This is a genomic window from Escherichia sp. E1130, assembly GCF_005781065.1.
In the GTDB taxonomy this organism is placed as follows: Bacteria; Pseudomonadota; Gammaproteobacteria; order Enterobacterales; family Enterobacteriaceae; genus Escherichia.
Genome location: NZ_VATL01000012.1, coordinates 348779 through 364413 on the forward strand (window position 1 = coordinate 348779; position 15635 = coordinate 364413).

Below are 15635 nucleotides of genomic sequence, written 5' to 3' on the forward strand. Positions count from 1 at the left end.
GACAGGAAAATGAGACTCGAGTTTTCAATTTATCGCTATAACCCGGATGTTGATGATGCTCCGCGTATGCAGGATTACATCCTGGAAGCGGATGAAGGTCGCGACATGATGCTGCTGGATGCGCTTATCCAGTTGAAAGAGAAAGATCCCAGCCTGTCGTTCCGCCGCTCCTGCCGTGAAGGGGTATGTGGTTCCGACGGTCTGAACATGAACGGTAAGAATGGTCTGGCCTGTATTACCCCAATTTCGGCACTCAACCAGCCGGGTAAGAAAATTGTAATTCGCCCGTTACCTGGTTTACCGGTTGTCCGCGATTTGGTGGTAGACATGGGACAATTCTATGCGCAATATGAGAAAATCAAACCTTACCTGTTGAATAATGGGCAAAATCCGCCAGCTCGCGAGCATTTACAGATGCCAGAGCAGCGCGAAAAACTCGATGGGCTGTATGAATGTATTCTCTGCGCATGTTGTTCAACCTCTTGTCCGTCTTTCTGGTGGAATCCCGATAAGTTTATCGGCCCGGCAGGCTTGTTAGCGGCATATCGTTTCCTGATCGATAGCCGTGATACCGAGACTGACGAGCGCCTCGACGGTTTGAGTGATGCATTCAGTGTATTCCGCTGTCACAGCATCATGAACTGCGTCAGTGTATGTCCGAAAGGGCTGAACCCGACGCGCGCCATCGGCCATATCAAGTCGATGTTATTGCAGCGTAATGCATAAACCGTAGGCCTGATAAGACGCGTAAGCGTCGCATCAGGCAACCAGAGCCGGATGCGGCGTGAACGCCTTATCCGGCCTACAAGTCATTACCCGTAGGCCTGATAAGCGCAGCGCATCAGGCGTAACAAAGAAATGCAGGAAATCTTTAAAAACTGCCCCTGACACTAAGACAGTTTTTAAAGGTTCCTTAGCGGACGCAGAAAACACGACAAGTCCGCAACAAGTGAACCCCGGCACGCACATCTGATGTGAAATGTGCGTGGTAGTATCCACGGCGAAGTAAGCATAAAAAAGATGCTTAAGGGATCACGATGCAGAACAGCGCTTTGAAAGCCTGGTTGGACTCTTCTTACCTCTCTGGCGCAAACCAGAGCTGGATAGAACAGCTCTATGAAGACTTCTTAACCGATCCTGACTCGGTTGACGCTAACTGGCGTTCGACGTTCCAGCAGTTACCTGGTACGGGAGTCAAACCGGATCAATTCCACTCTCAAACGCGTGAATATTTCCGCCGCCTGGCGAAAGACGCTTCACGTTACTCTTCAACGATCTCCGACCCTGACACCAATGTGAAGCAGGTTAAAGTCCTGCAGCTCATTAACGCATACCGCTTCCGTGGTCACCAGCATGCGAATCTCGATCCGCTGGGACTGTGGCAGCAAGATAAAGTGGCCGATCTGGATCCTTCTTTCCACGATCTGACCGAAGCAGACTTCCAGGAGACTTTCAACGTCGGTTCATTTGCCAGCGGCAAAGAAACCATGAAACTTGGCGAACTGCTGGAAGCCCTCAAGCAAACCTACTGCGGCCCGATTGGTGCCGAGTATATGCACATTACCAGCACCGAAGAAAAACGCTGGATCCAACAGCGTATCGAGTCTGGTCGCGCGACGTTCAATAGCGAAGAGAAAAAACGCTTCTTAAGTGAACTGACCGCCGCTGAAGGTCTTGAACGTTACCTCGGCGCAAAATTCCCTGGCGCAAAACGCTTCTCGCTGGAAGGCGGTGACGCGTTAATCCCGATGCTTAAAGAGATGATCCGCCACGCTGGCAACAGCGGCACCCGCGAAGTGGTTCTCGGGATGGCGCACCGTGGTCGTCTGAACGTGCTGGTGAACGTGCTGGGTAAAAAACCGCAAGACTTGTTCGACGAGTTTGCCGGTAAACATAAAGAACACCTTGGCACAGGCGACGTGAAATACCACATGGGCTTCTCGTCTGACTTCCAGACCGATGGCGGCCTGGTGCACCTGGCGCTGGCGTTTAACCCGTCTCACCTTGAGATTGTAAGCCCGGTCGTTATCGGTTCTGTTCGTGCCCGTCTGGACAGGTTGGATGAGCCGAGCAGCAACAAAGTCCTGCCAATTACCATCCACGGTGACGCCGCAGTGACCGGACAGGGCGTAGTTCAGGAAACCCTGAACATGTCGAAAGCGCGTGGTTATGAAGTTGGCGGTACGGTACGTATCGTTATCAACAACCAGGTTGGTTTCACCACCTCTAATCCGCTGGATGCCCGTTCTACGCCGTACTGTACTGATATCGGCAAGATGGTTCAGGCACCGATTTTCCACGTTAATGCGGATGATCCGGAAGCCGTTGCCTTTGTGACCCGTCTGGCGCTCGATTTCCGTAACACCTTTAAACGTGATGTCTTCATCGACCTGGTATGCTACCGCCGTCACGGGCATAACGAAGCCGACGAGCCGAGCGCAACCCAGCCGCTGATGTATCAGAAAATTAAAAAACATCCGACGCCGCGCAAAATCTACGCTGACAAGCTGGAGCAGGAAAAAGTGGCGACGCTGGAAGATGCCACCGAGATGGTTAACCTGTACCGCGATGCGCTGGATGCTGGCGATTGCGTAGTGGCAGAGTGGCGTCCGATGAACATGCACTCTTTCACTTGGTCGCCATACCTCAACCACGAATGGGACGAAGAGTACCCGAACAAAGTTGATATGAAGCGCCTGCAGGAGCTGGCTAAACGCATCAGTACGGTGCCGGAAGCAGTTGAAATGCAGTCTCGTGTTGCCAAGATTTATGGCGACCGCCAGGCGATGGCAGCCGGTGAGAAACTGTTCGACTGGGGCGGCGCGGAAAACCTCGCTTACGCCACGCTGGTTGATGAAGGAATTCCGGTTCGCCTGTCGGGTGAAGACTCCGGTCGCGGTACCTTCTTCCACCGCCACGCGGTGATCCACAACCAGTCTAATGGTTCCACTTACACGCCGCTGCAACATATCCATAACGGCCAAGGCGCATTTCGTGTCTGGGACTCCGTACTGTCTGAAGAAGCCGTGCTGGCGTTTGAATATGGTTATGCCACCGCAGAACCACGCACTCTGACCATCTGGGAAGCGCAGTTCGGTGACTTCGCCAACGGCGCACAGGTGGTTATCGACCAGTTCATCTCCTCTGGCGAACAGAAATGGGGCCGGATGTGTGGCCTGGTGATGTTGCTGCCGCACGGTTACGAAGGGCAGGGGCCGGAGCACTCCTCCGCGCGTCTGGAACGTTATCTGCAACTTTGCGCTGAGCAAAACATGCAGGTGTGCGTACCGTCTACCCCAGCACAGGTTTACCACATGCTGCGTCGTCAGGCGCTACGCGGGATGCGTCGTCCGCTGGTCGTGATGTCGCCGAAATCCCTGCTGCGTCATCCGCTGGCGGTTTCCAGCCTCGAAGAACTGGCGAACGGCACCTTCCTGCCAGCCATCGGTGAAATCGACGAGCTTGATCCGAAGGGCGTGAAGCGCGTAGTGATGTGTTCTGGTAAGGTTTATTACGACCTGCTGGAACAACGTCGTAAGAACAATCAACACGATGTCGCCATTGTGCGTATCGAGCAACTCTACCCGTTCCCGCATAAAGCGATGCAGGAAGTGTTGCAGCAGTTTGCTCACGTCAAGGATTTTGTCTGGTGCCAGGAAGAGCCGCTCAACCAGGGCGCATGGTACTGCAGCCAGCATCATTTCCGTGAAGTGATTCCGTTTGGGGCTTCTCTGCGTTATGCAGGCCGCCCGGCCTCCGCCTCTCCGGCGGTAGGGTATATGTCCGTTCACCAGAAACAGCAACAAGATCTGGTTAATGACGCGCTGAACGTCGAATAAATAAAGGATACACAATGAGTAGCGTAGATATTCTGGTCCCTGACCTGCCTGAATCCGTAGCCGATGCCACCGTCGCAACCTGGCATAAAAAACCCGGCGACGCAGTCGTACGTGATGAAGTGCTGGTAGAAATCGAAACTGACAAAGTGGTACTGGAAGTACCGGCATCAGCAGACGGCATTCTGGATGCGGTTCTGGAAGATGAAGGTACAACGGTAACGTCTCGTCAGATCCTTGGTCGCCTGCGTGAAGGCAACAGTGCTGGTAAAGAAACCAGCGCCAAATCTGAAGAGAAAGCGTCCACTCCGGCACAACGCCAACAGGCGTCTCTGGAAGAGCAAAACAACGATGCGTTAAGCCCGGCGATCCGTCGCCTGCTGGCTGAACACAATCTTGACGCCAGCGCCATTAAAGGCACCGGTGTGGGGGGGCGTCTGACCCGTGAAGATGTGGAAAAACATCTGGCGAAAGCCCCAGCGAAAGAGTCTGCTCCGGCAGCGGCTGCTCCGGCGGCGCAACCGGCCCTGGCTGCACGTAGCGAAAAACGTGTCCCGATGACTCGCCTGCGTAAGCGTGTGGCAGAGCGTCTGCTGGAAGCGAAAAACTCCACCGCTATGCTGACCACGTTCAACGAAGTCAACATGAAGCCGATTATGGATCTGCGTAAGCAGTACGGTGAAGCGTTTGAAAAACGCCACGGCATCCGTCTGGGCTTTATGTCCTTCTACGTGAAAGCGGTGGTTGAAGCCCTGAAACGTTATCCGGAAGTGAACGCGTCTATCGACGGCGATGATGTGGTTTACCACAACTATTTCGACGTCAGCATGGCGGTTTCTACGCCGCGCGGCCTGGTGACGCCGGTACTGCGTGATGTCGATACCCTCGGCATGGCAGACATCGAGAAGAAAATCAAAGAACTGGCCATTAAAGGCCGTGACGGCAAGCTGACGGTTGAAGATCTGACTGGTGGTAACTTCACCATCACCAACGGTGGTGTGTTCGGTTCCCTGATGTCTACGCCTATCATCAACCCGCCGCAGAGCGCAATTCTGGGTATGCACGCTATCAAAGATCGTCCGATGGCAGTGAATGGTCAGGTTGAGATCCTGCCGATGATGTACCTGGCGCTGTCTTACGATCACCGTCTGATCGATGGTCGCGAATCCGTAGGCTTCCTGGTAACGATCAAAGAGTTGCTGGAAGATCCGACGCGTCTGCTGCTGGACGTGTAGTAGTTTAAGTTTCACCTGCACTGTAGACCGGATAAGACATTATCGCCTTCTCCGGCATTTGAAGCCTGATGCGACGCTTAACGCGTCTTATCAGGCCTACGGGGACTACCGATGTAGGTCGGATAAGGCGCTTGCGCCGCATCCGACAATGCCCGGAAGCGATACGAAATATTCGGTCTACGGTTTAAAAGATAACGATTACTGAAGGATGGACAGAACACATGAACTTACATGAATATCAGGCAAAACAACTGTTTGCCCGCTATGGCTTACCAGCACCGGTGGGTTATGCCTGTACTACTCCGCGCGAAGCAGAAGAAGCCGCTTCAAAAATCGGTGCCGGTCCGTGGGTAGTGAAATGTCAGGTTCACGCTGGTGGCCGCGGTAAAGCGGGCGGTGTGAAAGTTGTAAACAGCAAAGAAGACATCCGTGCTTTTGCAGAAAACTGGCTGGGCAAGCGTCTGGTAACGTATCAAACAGATGCTAATGGCCAACCGGTTAACCAGATTCTGGTTGAAGCGGCGACCGATATCGCTAAAGAGCTGTATCTTGGTGCTGTTGTAGACCGTAGTTCCCGTCGCGTGGTCTTTATGGCCTCCACCGAAGGCGGCGTGGAAATCGAAAAAGTGGCGGAAGAAACTCCGCACCTGATCCACAAAGTTGCGCTTGATCCGCTGACTGGCCCGATGCCATATCAGGGACGCGAGCTGGCGTTCAAACTGGGTCTGGAAGGTAAACTGGTTCAGCAGTTCACCAAAATCTTCATGGGCCTGGCGACCATTTTCCTGGAGCGCGATCTGGCACTGATCGAAATCAACCCGCTTGTTATCACCAAACAGGGCGATCTGATTTGCCTCGACGGCAAACTGGGCGCTGACGGTAACGCACTGTTCCGCCAACCTGATCTGCGCGAAATGCGTGACCAGTCGCAGGAAGATCCGCGTGAAGCACAAGCTGCACAGTGGGAACTGAACTACGTTGCGCTGGACGGCAACATCGGTTGTATGGTTAACGGCGCAGGTCTGGCGATGGGCACCATGGACATCGTTAAACTGCACGGTGGCGAACCAGCTAACTTCCTGGACGTTGGCGGCGGCGCAACCAAAGAACGTGTAACCGAAGCATTCAAAATCATCCTCTCTGACGACAAAGTGAAAGCCGTTCTGGTTAACATCTTCGGCGGTATCGTTCGTTGCGACCTGATCGCTGACGGTATCATCGGCGCGGTAGCGGAAGTGGGTGTTAACGTACCGGTCGTGGTACGTCTGGAAGGTAACAACGCCGAACTCGGCGCGAAGAAACTGGCTGACAGCGGCCTGAATATTATTGCAGCAAAAGGTCTGACGGATGCAGCTCAGCAGGTTGTTGCCGCAGTGGAGGGGAAATAATGTCCATTTTAATTGATAAAAACACCAAGGTTATCTGCCAGGGCTTTACTGGTAGCCAGGGGACTTTCCACTCTGAACAAGCCATTGCATACGGCACCAAAATGGTTGGCGGCGTAACCCCAGGCAAAGGCGGCACCACCCACCTCGGCCTGCCTGTGTTCAACACCGTGCGTGAAGCTGTTGCTGCTACTGGCGCTACCGCTTCTGTTATCTACGTACCGGCTCCGTTCTGCAAAGACTCCATTCTGGAAGCTATTGATGCAGGCATCAAACTGATTATCACCATCACTGAAGGCATCCCGACGCTGGATATGCTGACTGTGAAAGTGAAACTGGACGAAGCAGGCGTTCGTATGATCGGCCCGAACTGCCCGGGCGTTATCACCCCGGGCGAATGCAAAATCGGTATTCAGCCGGGTCACATTCACAAACCGGGTAAAGTGGGTATCGTTTCCCGTTCCGGTACACTGACCTATGAAGCGGTTAAACAGACCACGGATTACGGTTTCGGTCAGTCGACCTGTGTCGGTATCGGCGGCGACCCGATCCCTGGCTCTAACTTTATCGACATCCTCGAAATGTTCGAAAAAGATCCGCAGACCGAAGCGATCGTGATGATCGGTGAGATCGGCGGTAGCGCTGAAGAAGAAGCGGCTGCGTACATCAAAGAGCACGTTACCAAACCAGTTGTGGGTTACATCGCTGGTGTGACTGCGCCGAAAGGCAAACGTATGGGCCACGCAGGCGCCATCATCGCTGGTGGTAAAGGGACTGCGGATGAGAAATTCGCTGCTCTGGAAGCCGCAGGCGTGAAAACCGTTCGCAGCCTGGCGGATATCGGTGAAGCACTGAAAACTGTTCTGAAATAAATATCTGTAATAAGAAATAGCCCTCGCCGCTTCCCTCTACAGGAATGGCGAAGGGCTGTCGGTTTCGACATGGTTGGCCATCGTATGATGGCCTTTTTTATGCCTTAAATGTTAACCACGGTCGAAATCTGACCGCTGGCTGAATTAATCCGGCTTCTTGTTGGGCTTCGATAACCGGACCAATATCTTTATAAGCAGCTGGCGCTTCTTCAAGACGTCGTTCTTCGCGCAATGTGACGCATTGCCACGGCAACGTTGACTCTTCAGTCGCGCGCGAGCGCATGGCCTGCCGACGCTGGCTGCGTCCAGCTCCGTGACTGCAAGACCACAGCCACTCCGGGTTGCCACAACCTACCGCAAGCCACGAATAATCGCCCATTGAACCGGGGATTAACGCCAGATCGCCCGTGCGTGCCGGTGTTGCACCTTTGCGATGAATATTCATTTCATGCTCGCGAAGGATGATGTTATGCGGCACATCCACCACCAGATGTGAATCATCCTGATGGAATAAATCGGCAAAACATACGCGAACCATTTCCGCAATGGTCACGCGATTTAACCACGCGTAACGCGCCGCCATTCCCATAGCCTGCAGGTATTCCTCCGCCAGCTCACCGCCCAGAGCATATAATCCGCTTTGTGGATGTTTATGCCCGGCGGGCCAGGCTGCACGGGCGCGATCCATCCAGCGTCGTCCGACGTAAAATCCGACATCTCGCGATCCGCTATGGATCATCACCACGATATCGCCCATTTTCAGCCCTTGTTGCCAGGCCACATGGCGATCGACCACGCTATCAACCACCTGAAGTTCAATAAAATGATTACCTGAACCCGGCGTACCAAGACAAGGATCGCGGAGTAATGCGCGGTCCGTTGCCAGCAGGGCGGGTGGGGCATAACGCGAATGACTGTCATGCTCGTTCAGCCCAATGCAGCGGTCAATTTCTTGCGCCATCCGGGGGATATTAGTGCGTGTCCAGAGACCCGCTGATGGCAAGGCCGACACACAATTTGCCGGTCCGCCATCAAAAAGCGCGGTGAACGCTCGTGCAGATAACGGAACATCGCGCTCATTTTGCAGTAACACTTGCGTTAACCGCTGAGTGATGACGTCTTTATGCGCTTCGGCTTGCGCAAGTGTTAATCCAGTCGTCAGCAGTCGCATGCCACAAGAAATATCGGTGCCGATGGCGGCGGGAATGATTAAATCCGGCGTTGAGGCCACCACTGCGCCAACGGGGACGCCATTGCCGGGGTGAAAATCTGGCGTCGCGCACGTCTGGCGTACATAACCTGGATGATCTGGTAGCTTCACTTCTGCAAAATCAAGCAGTTGTGTCACTGCTTTTTCTTCTAGCGGCAGTTCGTCCGGCAGCAGTACGCGGGCACTGGCACCTGATTGACGAGATAATGAAACAATATTGTTGGCGCGGGAAAGTTGGATCCCTTTGCGCAGAAAGGCTTTATCAAGCCTCGAAAGATGATGCATAACGCTGTCCTGAAATATAGACGTTAATCAACCCCCTGTATTGCGAGGGTAATTTTGTCTTTCCGGTCAGCAGCCAGCAAAAGGGAAAGAAAACGCGCGTAGTGTATTCAGCAATGACGATGAATACAAGATAAAAATGCCGATTGATAAAGGGGAGTGTTGTTATAAAGGAGGTGAGTTATCGACGCCAGATTGTAAAAATGAAAAATGATAATTACCAGAGTATATATTTTATAATTTATTTTTACGCCTGTTTTTACGTCGGGTAACTATCCATTTTTGCCGTTTTTTAATTATCAAAAGTGGGAGGAAAACAAATGAATTATTAATGATAATACAACATGTTTTTATGACGAATAATGAAGATCTTATTTTAAATATCATAGTGTTATGCGCACTGCGTGGTGTCGGCTTACCTGGTGTTATGCTAATGTCTGGTTGTTATTAACGCATCTCTCAGATAATTAAATTACAGACATCTTGCAATCTCATCATATTCATATGTTCAAATGAGAAAATATTTTGCCAACAATATCACTTTTTCCAAAAGTTAAATTAAGCATATTGAAATCGCATACAAAGCGTTGGCAGTTTTTTGAATTTACATTCAGGGTGAATATTCCAGAACAAATGAAATTCACCAAATGAATTGATAATGCGAAATTATAAACGGAGATTATATAAACCGTTTCTGTATTCCTTCGCTCATTTTTTCTGGGCGATGACAGCATTTTATTTTATCCAGTAACAGGAGAAGATTCATGAGTAAGCCTTCAGACCCTCGTATTGATACCAGTCGAGTCATCCATGCGCCACAAGGAACTCAACTGCATTGCAAAAACTGGCAGATCGAAGCTGCCTATCGGATGTTGCAGAACAACCTTGATCCCGACGTAGCCGAAAATCCACAGCATCTGGTGGTATACGGTGGCATTGGCCGCGCGGCGCGTAACTGGGAATGTTTCGACCAGATCCTCGAATCACTAAAAAATCTCGAGCCTGATGAGTCGCTGTTGGTACAGTCCGGTAAACCCGTGGGCGTGTTTAAAACTCATACTGACGCGCCACGCGTGCTGATTGCCAACTCTAACCTGGTGCCGCAATGGGCCAACTGGGATCACTTCAATGAACTGGATCGCAAAGGTCTGTTCATGTACGGCCAGATGACCGCTGGCTCGTGGATCTACATTGGTAGTCAGGGCATTGTGCAGGGGACGTTCGAAACTTTTGTCGAAGCAGGTCGCCAGCACTACAACAATTCGCTAAGTGGAAAATGGATCCTGACCGCGGGGCTCGGTGGTATGGGCGGTGCACAACCGCTGGCGGCGACTCTGGCGGGGGCTTGTTCATTAAATATCGAGTGCCAGCAAAGTAGCATCGACTTCCGTCTGCGTACCCGTTATGTCGATAAACAAGCGAAAGATCTTGATGATGCACTGGCGCTGATTAAATACCACACCGAACGCAAAGAAGCCGTTTCTATCGCGCTGCTGGGCAATGCGGCGGAAATTGTTCCTGAATTGGTGAAACGTGCACGTCAGGGGGCGATCAAGCCGGATCTGGTGACCGACCAGACCTCCGCTCACGATCTGGTCTATGGTTACCTGCCAACGGGCTGGAGCGTAGAACAATGGCGTGCTGCACAGCAGGATCCACAACAGCACGCCAGACTGCAAAAAGAAGCGGCACAGAGTTGCGTGGCGCATGTTCAGGGGATGCTGGACTTCCAGGCGATGGGGATCCCGGTTGTCGATTATGGTAACAACATCCGCCAGGTGGCTTTCAACGAAGGTCTGCAAAATGCCTTCGATTTCCCGGGCTTCGTTCCTGCTTACATTCGTCCCATGTTTTGTGAAGGCAAAGGCCCGTTCCGTTGGGTGGCGCTGTCTGGTGACCCGGAAGATATCTATAAAACCGATGCCAAAATTAAAGAACTATTCCCCAATAACGTACTGACCCATCGCTGGCTGGATATGGCGCGTGAGCGTATCGCCTTCCAGGGGCTTCCATCACGTATTTGCTGGCTGGGGCTTGGTGAGCGTCACTTGGCGGGGCTGGCATTCAACGAAATGGTGCGCAACGGTGAACTAAAAGCACCGATTGTGATTGGTCGCGATCATCTTGATACCGGTTCTGTCGCCAGCCCGAACCGCGAAACTGAAAGCATGCTCGATGGCAGTGACGCAGTTTCTGACTGGCCGCTGCTCAATGGTCTGCTCAATACCGCAGGTGGAGCAACGTGGGTGTCTCTGCATCATGGCGGCGGCGTCGGGATGGGGTATTCACAACACGCCGGGATGGTTATTGTTGCCGATGGTAGCGAAGAAGCCGAAAAACGTTTGGCGCGTGTGTTGGTAAATGACTGTGCTTCCGGGGTAATGCGTCACGCGGATGCGGGTTATGAAGCGGCAATTGAATGTGCCAAAAATTATGGTCTGAAATTGCCGATGATTCGCTAAATATTAACGCTGTTATTTAATATTCGCGCTAATACAGGCGGGAAGTCATCCGCCTGTATAACAATAATTATCAAAAATATTCATTACATCGTCGAAAGAAATATCTCTCGACCCTCTATTGCTGTTTCAAAAAATGACCTCTCATTTTGCAGGAGACTTTTTCATGGAATCAAGCAGCCCTATCCGCAGTAAAAAACCAGTATTAGAATCAAATACGATTAACGCCGTTCCTGAGTCCGCTCGCCACGGTGCGCCCTCCAGCCAGTTTACGTTGTGGCTAAGTGCTAACTTACAAATTACCGCCGTGGTGGACGGCGCGTTAGCGATTATTTTTGGCTCTGAAGCCATGTCAGCAATAATTGGTTTATTAATCGGTAATATTATCGGCGGCGCGGTTATGGCATTGCACTCGTCGCAGGGGGCAAAGCTGGGATTACCACAGATGATCTCCAGTCGTATCCGCTTTGGCGTCAAAGGAGCGGCGCTACCGTTACTGATGGTGATTATTATGTATCTCGGGTTTGCTGCAACTGGTACGGTATTATCCGGTCAGGCGATTAACCGGATATTTGGTTTTGAGTCAGCATCGACCGGAATTATTATTTTCGGCATGCTTACCGCGATGATCGCATTGGTCGGTTATAAACTTATTCACGTCGTTGGCCGTGTTGCAGGGATATTAAGTATTCTGGGGTTTATTTACCTGGCCACTCAACTTAGCGGTCACTACGATGTGGCTGCGGCATTTGGTCAAAAGCCATTTAGCTTATCGGTGTTCTTATTAACGATTGCACTCTCAGCCGGATGGCAATTAACGTTTGCACCATACGCCTCTGATTATTCCCGCTATTTACCCTCTGATACACCAGCAAAATCAATCTTCTTTGCCACCTTTCTGGGAACTACGCTTGGCGCGCAATGTGCCATGACTTTTGGCGTTCTTGTTGCTGCTTGCGGTGCTAACTTCCTGAAAGATCAGGTTGGTTTTATGGGCGATTTAGCCGGACCAACGTTTGCCATTCTGATTTATACGGTAATTGTTTGCGGCAAACTGACGGTTAACTGTTTGAATGCCTACGGCGGCTTTATGTCGATTCTGGCGACCGTCAGCGCCTTTAACAATCGCAGCCAGGTTTCACAGCGTGTTCGTGCTGCCTACGTTGTGGGCTTCGTGCTGTTGTCGATGGTCGTCGCGCTGGCGGCAAGCGCAGACTTTTTGAATAATTTCAAAAACTTCGTTCTGCTGCTGTTGACGGTATTTGTGCCGTGGAGCGCTATCAATCTCATCGACTACTACTTCATCTCACAAGGTAAAACCGATATTCCAGCACTTTATACCCCGGAGGGACGCTATGGCGCGTATAACAAAACCGCGTTGGTTTGCTACGGAATTGGTGTGCTGGTGCAGATCCCCTTCCTGAATCAAAAACTGTATCAGGGACCCATTTCTGTACTGATGGGCGGGGCGGATATTTCCTGGATTATCGGCTTGTTAATTACTGCCGTTATTTATTACCCGTGGGCAAAACGTACTACCAGCGTTCCTGCCCAGACTATTTATCCCGAGTCGTAATATGGAACCAATGCTGATATCTGCAATGGATAAGCCCTTGCAACCGTGGCGCAACGGCGGGGGTTTTACGCGACAACTGCATGCCTGGCCTGATGATGAAAACTGGCTGTTACGCATCAGTATGGCCAATGTCAGCCAGGACGGTCCTTTTTCGGCGTGGCCTGGCGTGGTACGTGGCCTCGCCATTCTCGATGGGGAAGGGGTGAGGCTGACGTTTGCCGATTCGATAATCAACCTGCAACGTCACGATCCTGCCTTAATTTTCCCTGGAGAAGCCAGGCCAGATTGCCAGCTGCTGGGCGGTGCAGTTCGCGATCTCAATGTCATGGCGCGGGAAGGCGATACGGGGATGTTGTGGGTGCAAAGTGCCGTTGACTGGCTTCCGCCATCACTTGCGCAAGCGGGCCTGTTCACGCTGTGTGAAGGGGAGTGGGTAAGCGGCGAGAAAAGGGTGTTTGTCGCGGCAAATATGTTGTTATGGCTGGTTGCGACTGATGGCAAGCCCTGGCGTTTCGTACCACGGAAAAAAGTCTCCGTCGGTGAGCTGGCGGGCTGGTGGCTTTATTATCTACGAGGGGAAAAATCCTTATGAGTGCATTAACGCTCTGGCGAAATACCACGCTGGCGACGCTTTCCGCTAACGACTGGGGAGTGATTGAAAATGGTGCATTAATCAGCCGTGGCGACACTATTGTCTGGCTTGGCAAGGCCACGCAGATCCCTCGCGAACTGATGGCGGACATTACAGAGGAACACGACCTGCAGGGTAAGTTGCTGACCCCCGGTCTGGTGGATTGCCATACGCATCTGGTGTATGGCGGCCAGCGGGCGAATGAGTTTGAGATGCGGCTGCAAGGCGTGGCTTATGAAGATATCGCCAGAGCGGGCGGCGGGATCTTATCTACCGTCAATGCCACGCGTGCGGCCAGCGAAACACAACTGTTTGAACTGGCGGCGCAGCGACTACAAAACTGGTTGCGTGAAGGCGTCAGTACGCTGGAAATAAAATCTGGTTATGGCTTGACGCTGGAAGATGAAGCGCGCTGTTTGCGCGTTATCCGCCGCTTGCAGGAATCTACAGGATTACGTATTCAGTCTACGTTTCTTGGGGCGCACAGCTTGCCGCCAGAGTTTGCCGGGCGCAGTGATGATTACATTACGGCGCTTTGCGACTGGATGGGCGTCTTACATGAACAGGGGCTGATTGATGCGGTTGACGCTTTTTGTGAAAACATCGCCTTTAGCCCAGACCAGGTACGGCGCGTTTTCAGTAAAGCGCAACATTATGGATTGCCTGTAAAACTGCATGCCGAACAGCTTTCTGACCAGCAAGGCGCTGCGCTGGCGGCGGCGTTTTCTGCACTCTCCTGCGATCATCTGGAATATCTTAGCGAGTCGGGGATCGCCGCCATGAAAATGGCTGGAACGGTGGCGGTACTGCTCCCCGGTGCTTATTACTTCCTGCGCGAAACCCATCTGCCGCCGATTGCCGCTTTGCGGGCAGCGGGCGTGCCGATTGCTATCTCCACGGACCATAACCCCGGAACGTCTCCCAATATGTCATTGCCATTGATGATCAATATGGCCTGTACGCTGTTTCGCATGACGCCGCTGGAAGCCGTTCAGGGCGTTACGCGTCATGCGGCAAAGGCACTTGGACTTATTGATCGGGGTGAACTTGCACCGGGATTACGGGCGGATATGGCGGTCTGGGATCTTAACCATCCACGTGAACTGGCTTACTGGTTTGGGCATCAGCCTTGCCAGGGGCTGATTGTCGGCGGAAAAAGGAGTTGGTAATGAAGCAAACATTTTTGCTGTGGAGTGGGCGTGTTGACTCGCAGGAAACCGGCATCAGCACTCGCTGGCATCAGCATGTGCAACCGTTTAGTGAACAAAGCCACGGCGGTTGTACGCTGATTGGTTTTGCCGTTGATGACGGGGTGCAACGTAATGGTGGGCGAGCGGGTACAGCAGGCGGACCGGGCGCGTTGCGCAGCATGTTGGGCAATATGCCGGTGCTCTGTGAAGGCGCTATTTTCGATATGGGCGATGTACAAAGCGAGGACCACGCGCTGGAATCCGCACAAAATCGTCTGGCGGCCAACGTATCTACAGCCATTGCGCGCGGCAGTTTACCGGTGGTTCTGGGTGGCGGTCATGAAGTGGCGTGGGGAACATTTCAGGGGATTATGCAGTCGCGTCCTGATATTCGGCGGTTACTGATTGTGAACCTTGACGCGCATTTTGATTTACGGATGGCGGAAAAAGCCAATTCAGGTACGCCGTTTCGTCAGATGCAAGAGTGGAACGCGCAGCATGGCAAACCGTTTAATTATCGCGTGCTGGGAATAAGTCGTTTTGCAAATACCCAGGCGTTATTTGATCGGGCTGATGAATTTGGCGTGCGTTATTGGCTGGATGAATCTCTGCAATTTGAACGTGGTTTGCAGCAGATCGTTAATGCGCTCTCGACAGATATTCAGGCGTGTGACGCCATTTATTTAGCCATCTGTCTCGATGTCTTGCCTGGTTATCAGGCACCCGGCGTTTCTGCGCCATCACCGTTAGGCGTGCCGTTAAATATTACTGAAGCCATTGTGAATTTAATCGCCAATAGCGAGAAGTTGATTGCTGCGGATATTGCTGAACTTAACCCGGAACTGGACCGCGATAATTTGACGGCGAAAGTTGCCGCTCGCCTGGTGACCAGTATTGTCCGGCGGGGGAAAACAGATCAAACAAATTAAGACGTTGTCGCAGTAACCCGTTGTTAAACT

The 15635-nt window shown here is 52.2% G+C and carries 11 protein-coding genes; 10 read left to right on the forward strand and 1 reads right to left on the reverse strand.

Annotation, left to right across the window (positions count from 1 at the left end; translation table 11 throughout):
• Positions 1-9: 9 nt before the first annotated feature.
• From sdhB to sucD, 5 genes are all read left to right on the forward strand, one after another.
• Positions 10-726 carry a succinate dehydrogenase iron-sulfur subunit SdhB gene (gene sdhB / locus FEK66_RS12310; protein WP_130209870.1) on the forward strand — a complete coding sequence of 239 codons (717 nt, stop codon included), beginning with the start codon at positions 10-12 and terminating at the stop codon, positions 724-726.
• Positions 727-1037: 311 nt separating this feature from the next.
• Entirely contained in the window at positions 1038-3839 is a 2802-nt protein-coding gene (gene sucA / locus FEK66_RS12315) for a 2-oxoglutarate dehydrogenase E1 component (RefSeq protein WP_130259811.1), read from the forward strand.
• A 14-nt stretch (positions 3840-3853) separates the two neighbouring features.
• Positions 3854-5071, forward strand: a complete 1218-nt coding sequence (gene odhB, locus FEK66_RS12320) for a 2-oxoglutarate dehydrogenase complex dihydrolipoyllysine-residue succinyltransferase (RefSeq protein ID WP_000099822.1) — start codon at positions 3854-3856, stop codon at positions 5069-5071.
• A 221-nt stretch (positions 5072-5292) separates the two neighbouring features.
• A complete protein-coding gene (sucC, locus tag FEK66_RS12325) occupies positions 5293-6459 on the forward strand; it encodes an ADP-forming succinate--CoA ligase subunit beta (RefSeq protein ID WP_001048602.1) in 1167 nt (388 codons plus the stop codon).
• A complete protein-coding gene (gene sucD / locus FEK66_RS12330; RefSeq protein WP_000025458.1) occupies positions 6459-7328 on the forward strand; it encodes a succinate--CoA ligase subunit alpha in 870 nt (289 codons plus the stop codon). Before sucC ends, sucD begins: the two co-directional genes overlap by 1 nt.
• A gap of 97 nt (positions 7329-7425) precedes the next feature.
• Here sucD and FEK66_RS12335 read toward each other — a convergent pair whose 3' ends face one another.
• Positions 7426-8823: an RtcB family protein gene (locus FEK66_RS12335; RefSeq protein WP_130209874.1), complete on the reverse strand. Its 1398-nt coding sequence runs from the start codon at positions 8821-8823 to the stop codon at positions 7426-7428.
• 761 nt (positions 8824-9584) lie between these two features.
• Here FEK66_RS12335 and hutU point away from each other — a divergent pair.
• The 5 genes from hutU to hutG all read left to right on the forward strand — a co-directional run bounded on the left by hutU (position 9585) and on the right by hutG (position 15605).
• Positions 9585-11282: a urocanate hydratase gene (gene hutU / locus FEK66_RS12340; RefSeq protein ID WP_130259808.1), complete on the forward strand. Its 1698-nt coding sequence runs from the start codon at positions 9585-9587 to the stop codon at positions 11280-11282.
• 163 nt (positions 11283-11445) lie between these two features.
• Positions 11446-12855: a cytosine permease gene (locus tag FEK66_RS12345; protein WP_130209878.1), complete on the forward strand. Its 1410-nt coding sequence runs from the start codon at positions 11446-11448 to the stop codon at positions 12853-12855.
• A gap of 10 nt (positions 12856-12865) precedes the next feature.
• Positions 12866-13447: a HutD family protein gene (locus FEK66_RS12350; RefSeq protein ID WP_240782889.1), complete on the forward strand. Its 582-nt coding sequence runs from the start codon at positions 12866-12868 to the stop codon at positions 13445-13447.
• The gene (gene hutI, locus FEK66_RS12355; RefSeq protein WP_131161670.1) at positions 13444-14655 is read left to right on the forward strand and encodes an imidazolonepropionase; all 1212 of its coding nucleotides are present in this window, start codon (positions 13444-13446) and stop codon (positions 14653-14655) included. The genes FEK66_RS12350 and hutI overlap by 4 nt, the downstream gene beginning before the upstream one ends.
• The gene (hutG, locus tag FEK66_RS12360; protein ID WP_135493564.1) at positions 14655-15605 is read left to right on the forward strand and encodes a formimidoylglutamase; all 951 of its coding nucleotides are present in this window, start codon (positions 14655-14657) and stop codon (positions 15603-15605) included. The genes hutI and hutG overlap by 1 nt, the downstream gene beginning before the upstream one ends.
• Positions 15606-15635 lie beyond the last annotated feature (30 nt).

Coding starts and splice junctions, on each gene's coding strand:
- sdhB (WP_130209870.1), top strand. CDS start 10: ATGAGACTCGAGTTTTCAATTTATCGCTATAACCCGGATGTTGATGAT.
- sucA (WP_130259811.1), top strand. CDS start 1,038: ATGCAGAACAGCGCTTTGAAAGCCTGGTTGGACTCTTCTTACCTCTCT.
- odhB (WP_000099822.1), top strand. CDS start 3,854: ATGAGTAGCGTAGATATTCTGGTCCCTGACCTGCCTGAATCCGTAGCC.
- sucC (WP_001048602.1), top strand. CDS start 5,293: ATGAACTTACATGAATATCAGGCAAAACAACTGTTTGCCCGCTATGGC.
- sucD (WP_000025458.1), top strand. CDS start 6,459: ATGTCCATTTTAATTGATAAAAACACCAAGGTTATCTGCCAGGGCTTT.
- FEK66_RS12335 (WP_130209874.1), bottom strand. CDS start 8,823: ATGCATCATCTTTCGAGGCTTGATAAAGCCTTTCTGCGCAAAGGGATC.
- hutU (WP_130259808.1), top strand. CDS start 9,585: ATGAGTAAGCCTTCAGACCCTCGTATTGATACCAGTCGAGTCATCCAT.
- FEK66_RS12345 (WP_130209878.1), top strand. CDS start 11,446: ATGGAATCAAGCAGCCCTATCCGCAGTAAAAAACCAGTATTAGAATCA.
- FEK66_RS12350 (WP_240782889.1), top strand. CDS start 12,866: ATGCTGATATCTGCAATGGATAAGCCCTTGCAACCGTGGCGCAACGGC.
- hutI (WP_131161670.1), top strand. CDS start 13,444: ATGAGTGCATTAACGCTCTGGCGAAATACCACGCTGGCGACGCTTTCC.
- hutG (WP_135493564.1), top strand. CDS start 14,655: ATGAAGCAAACATTTTTGCTGTGGAGTGGGCGTGTTGACTCGCAGGAA.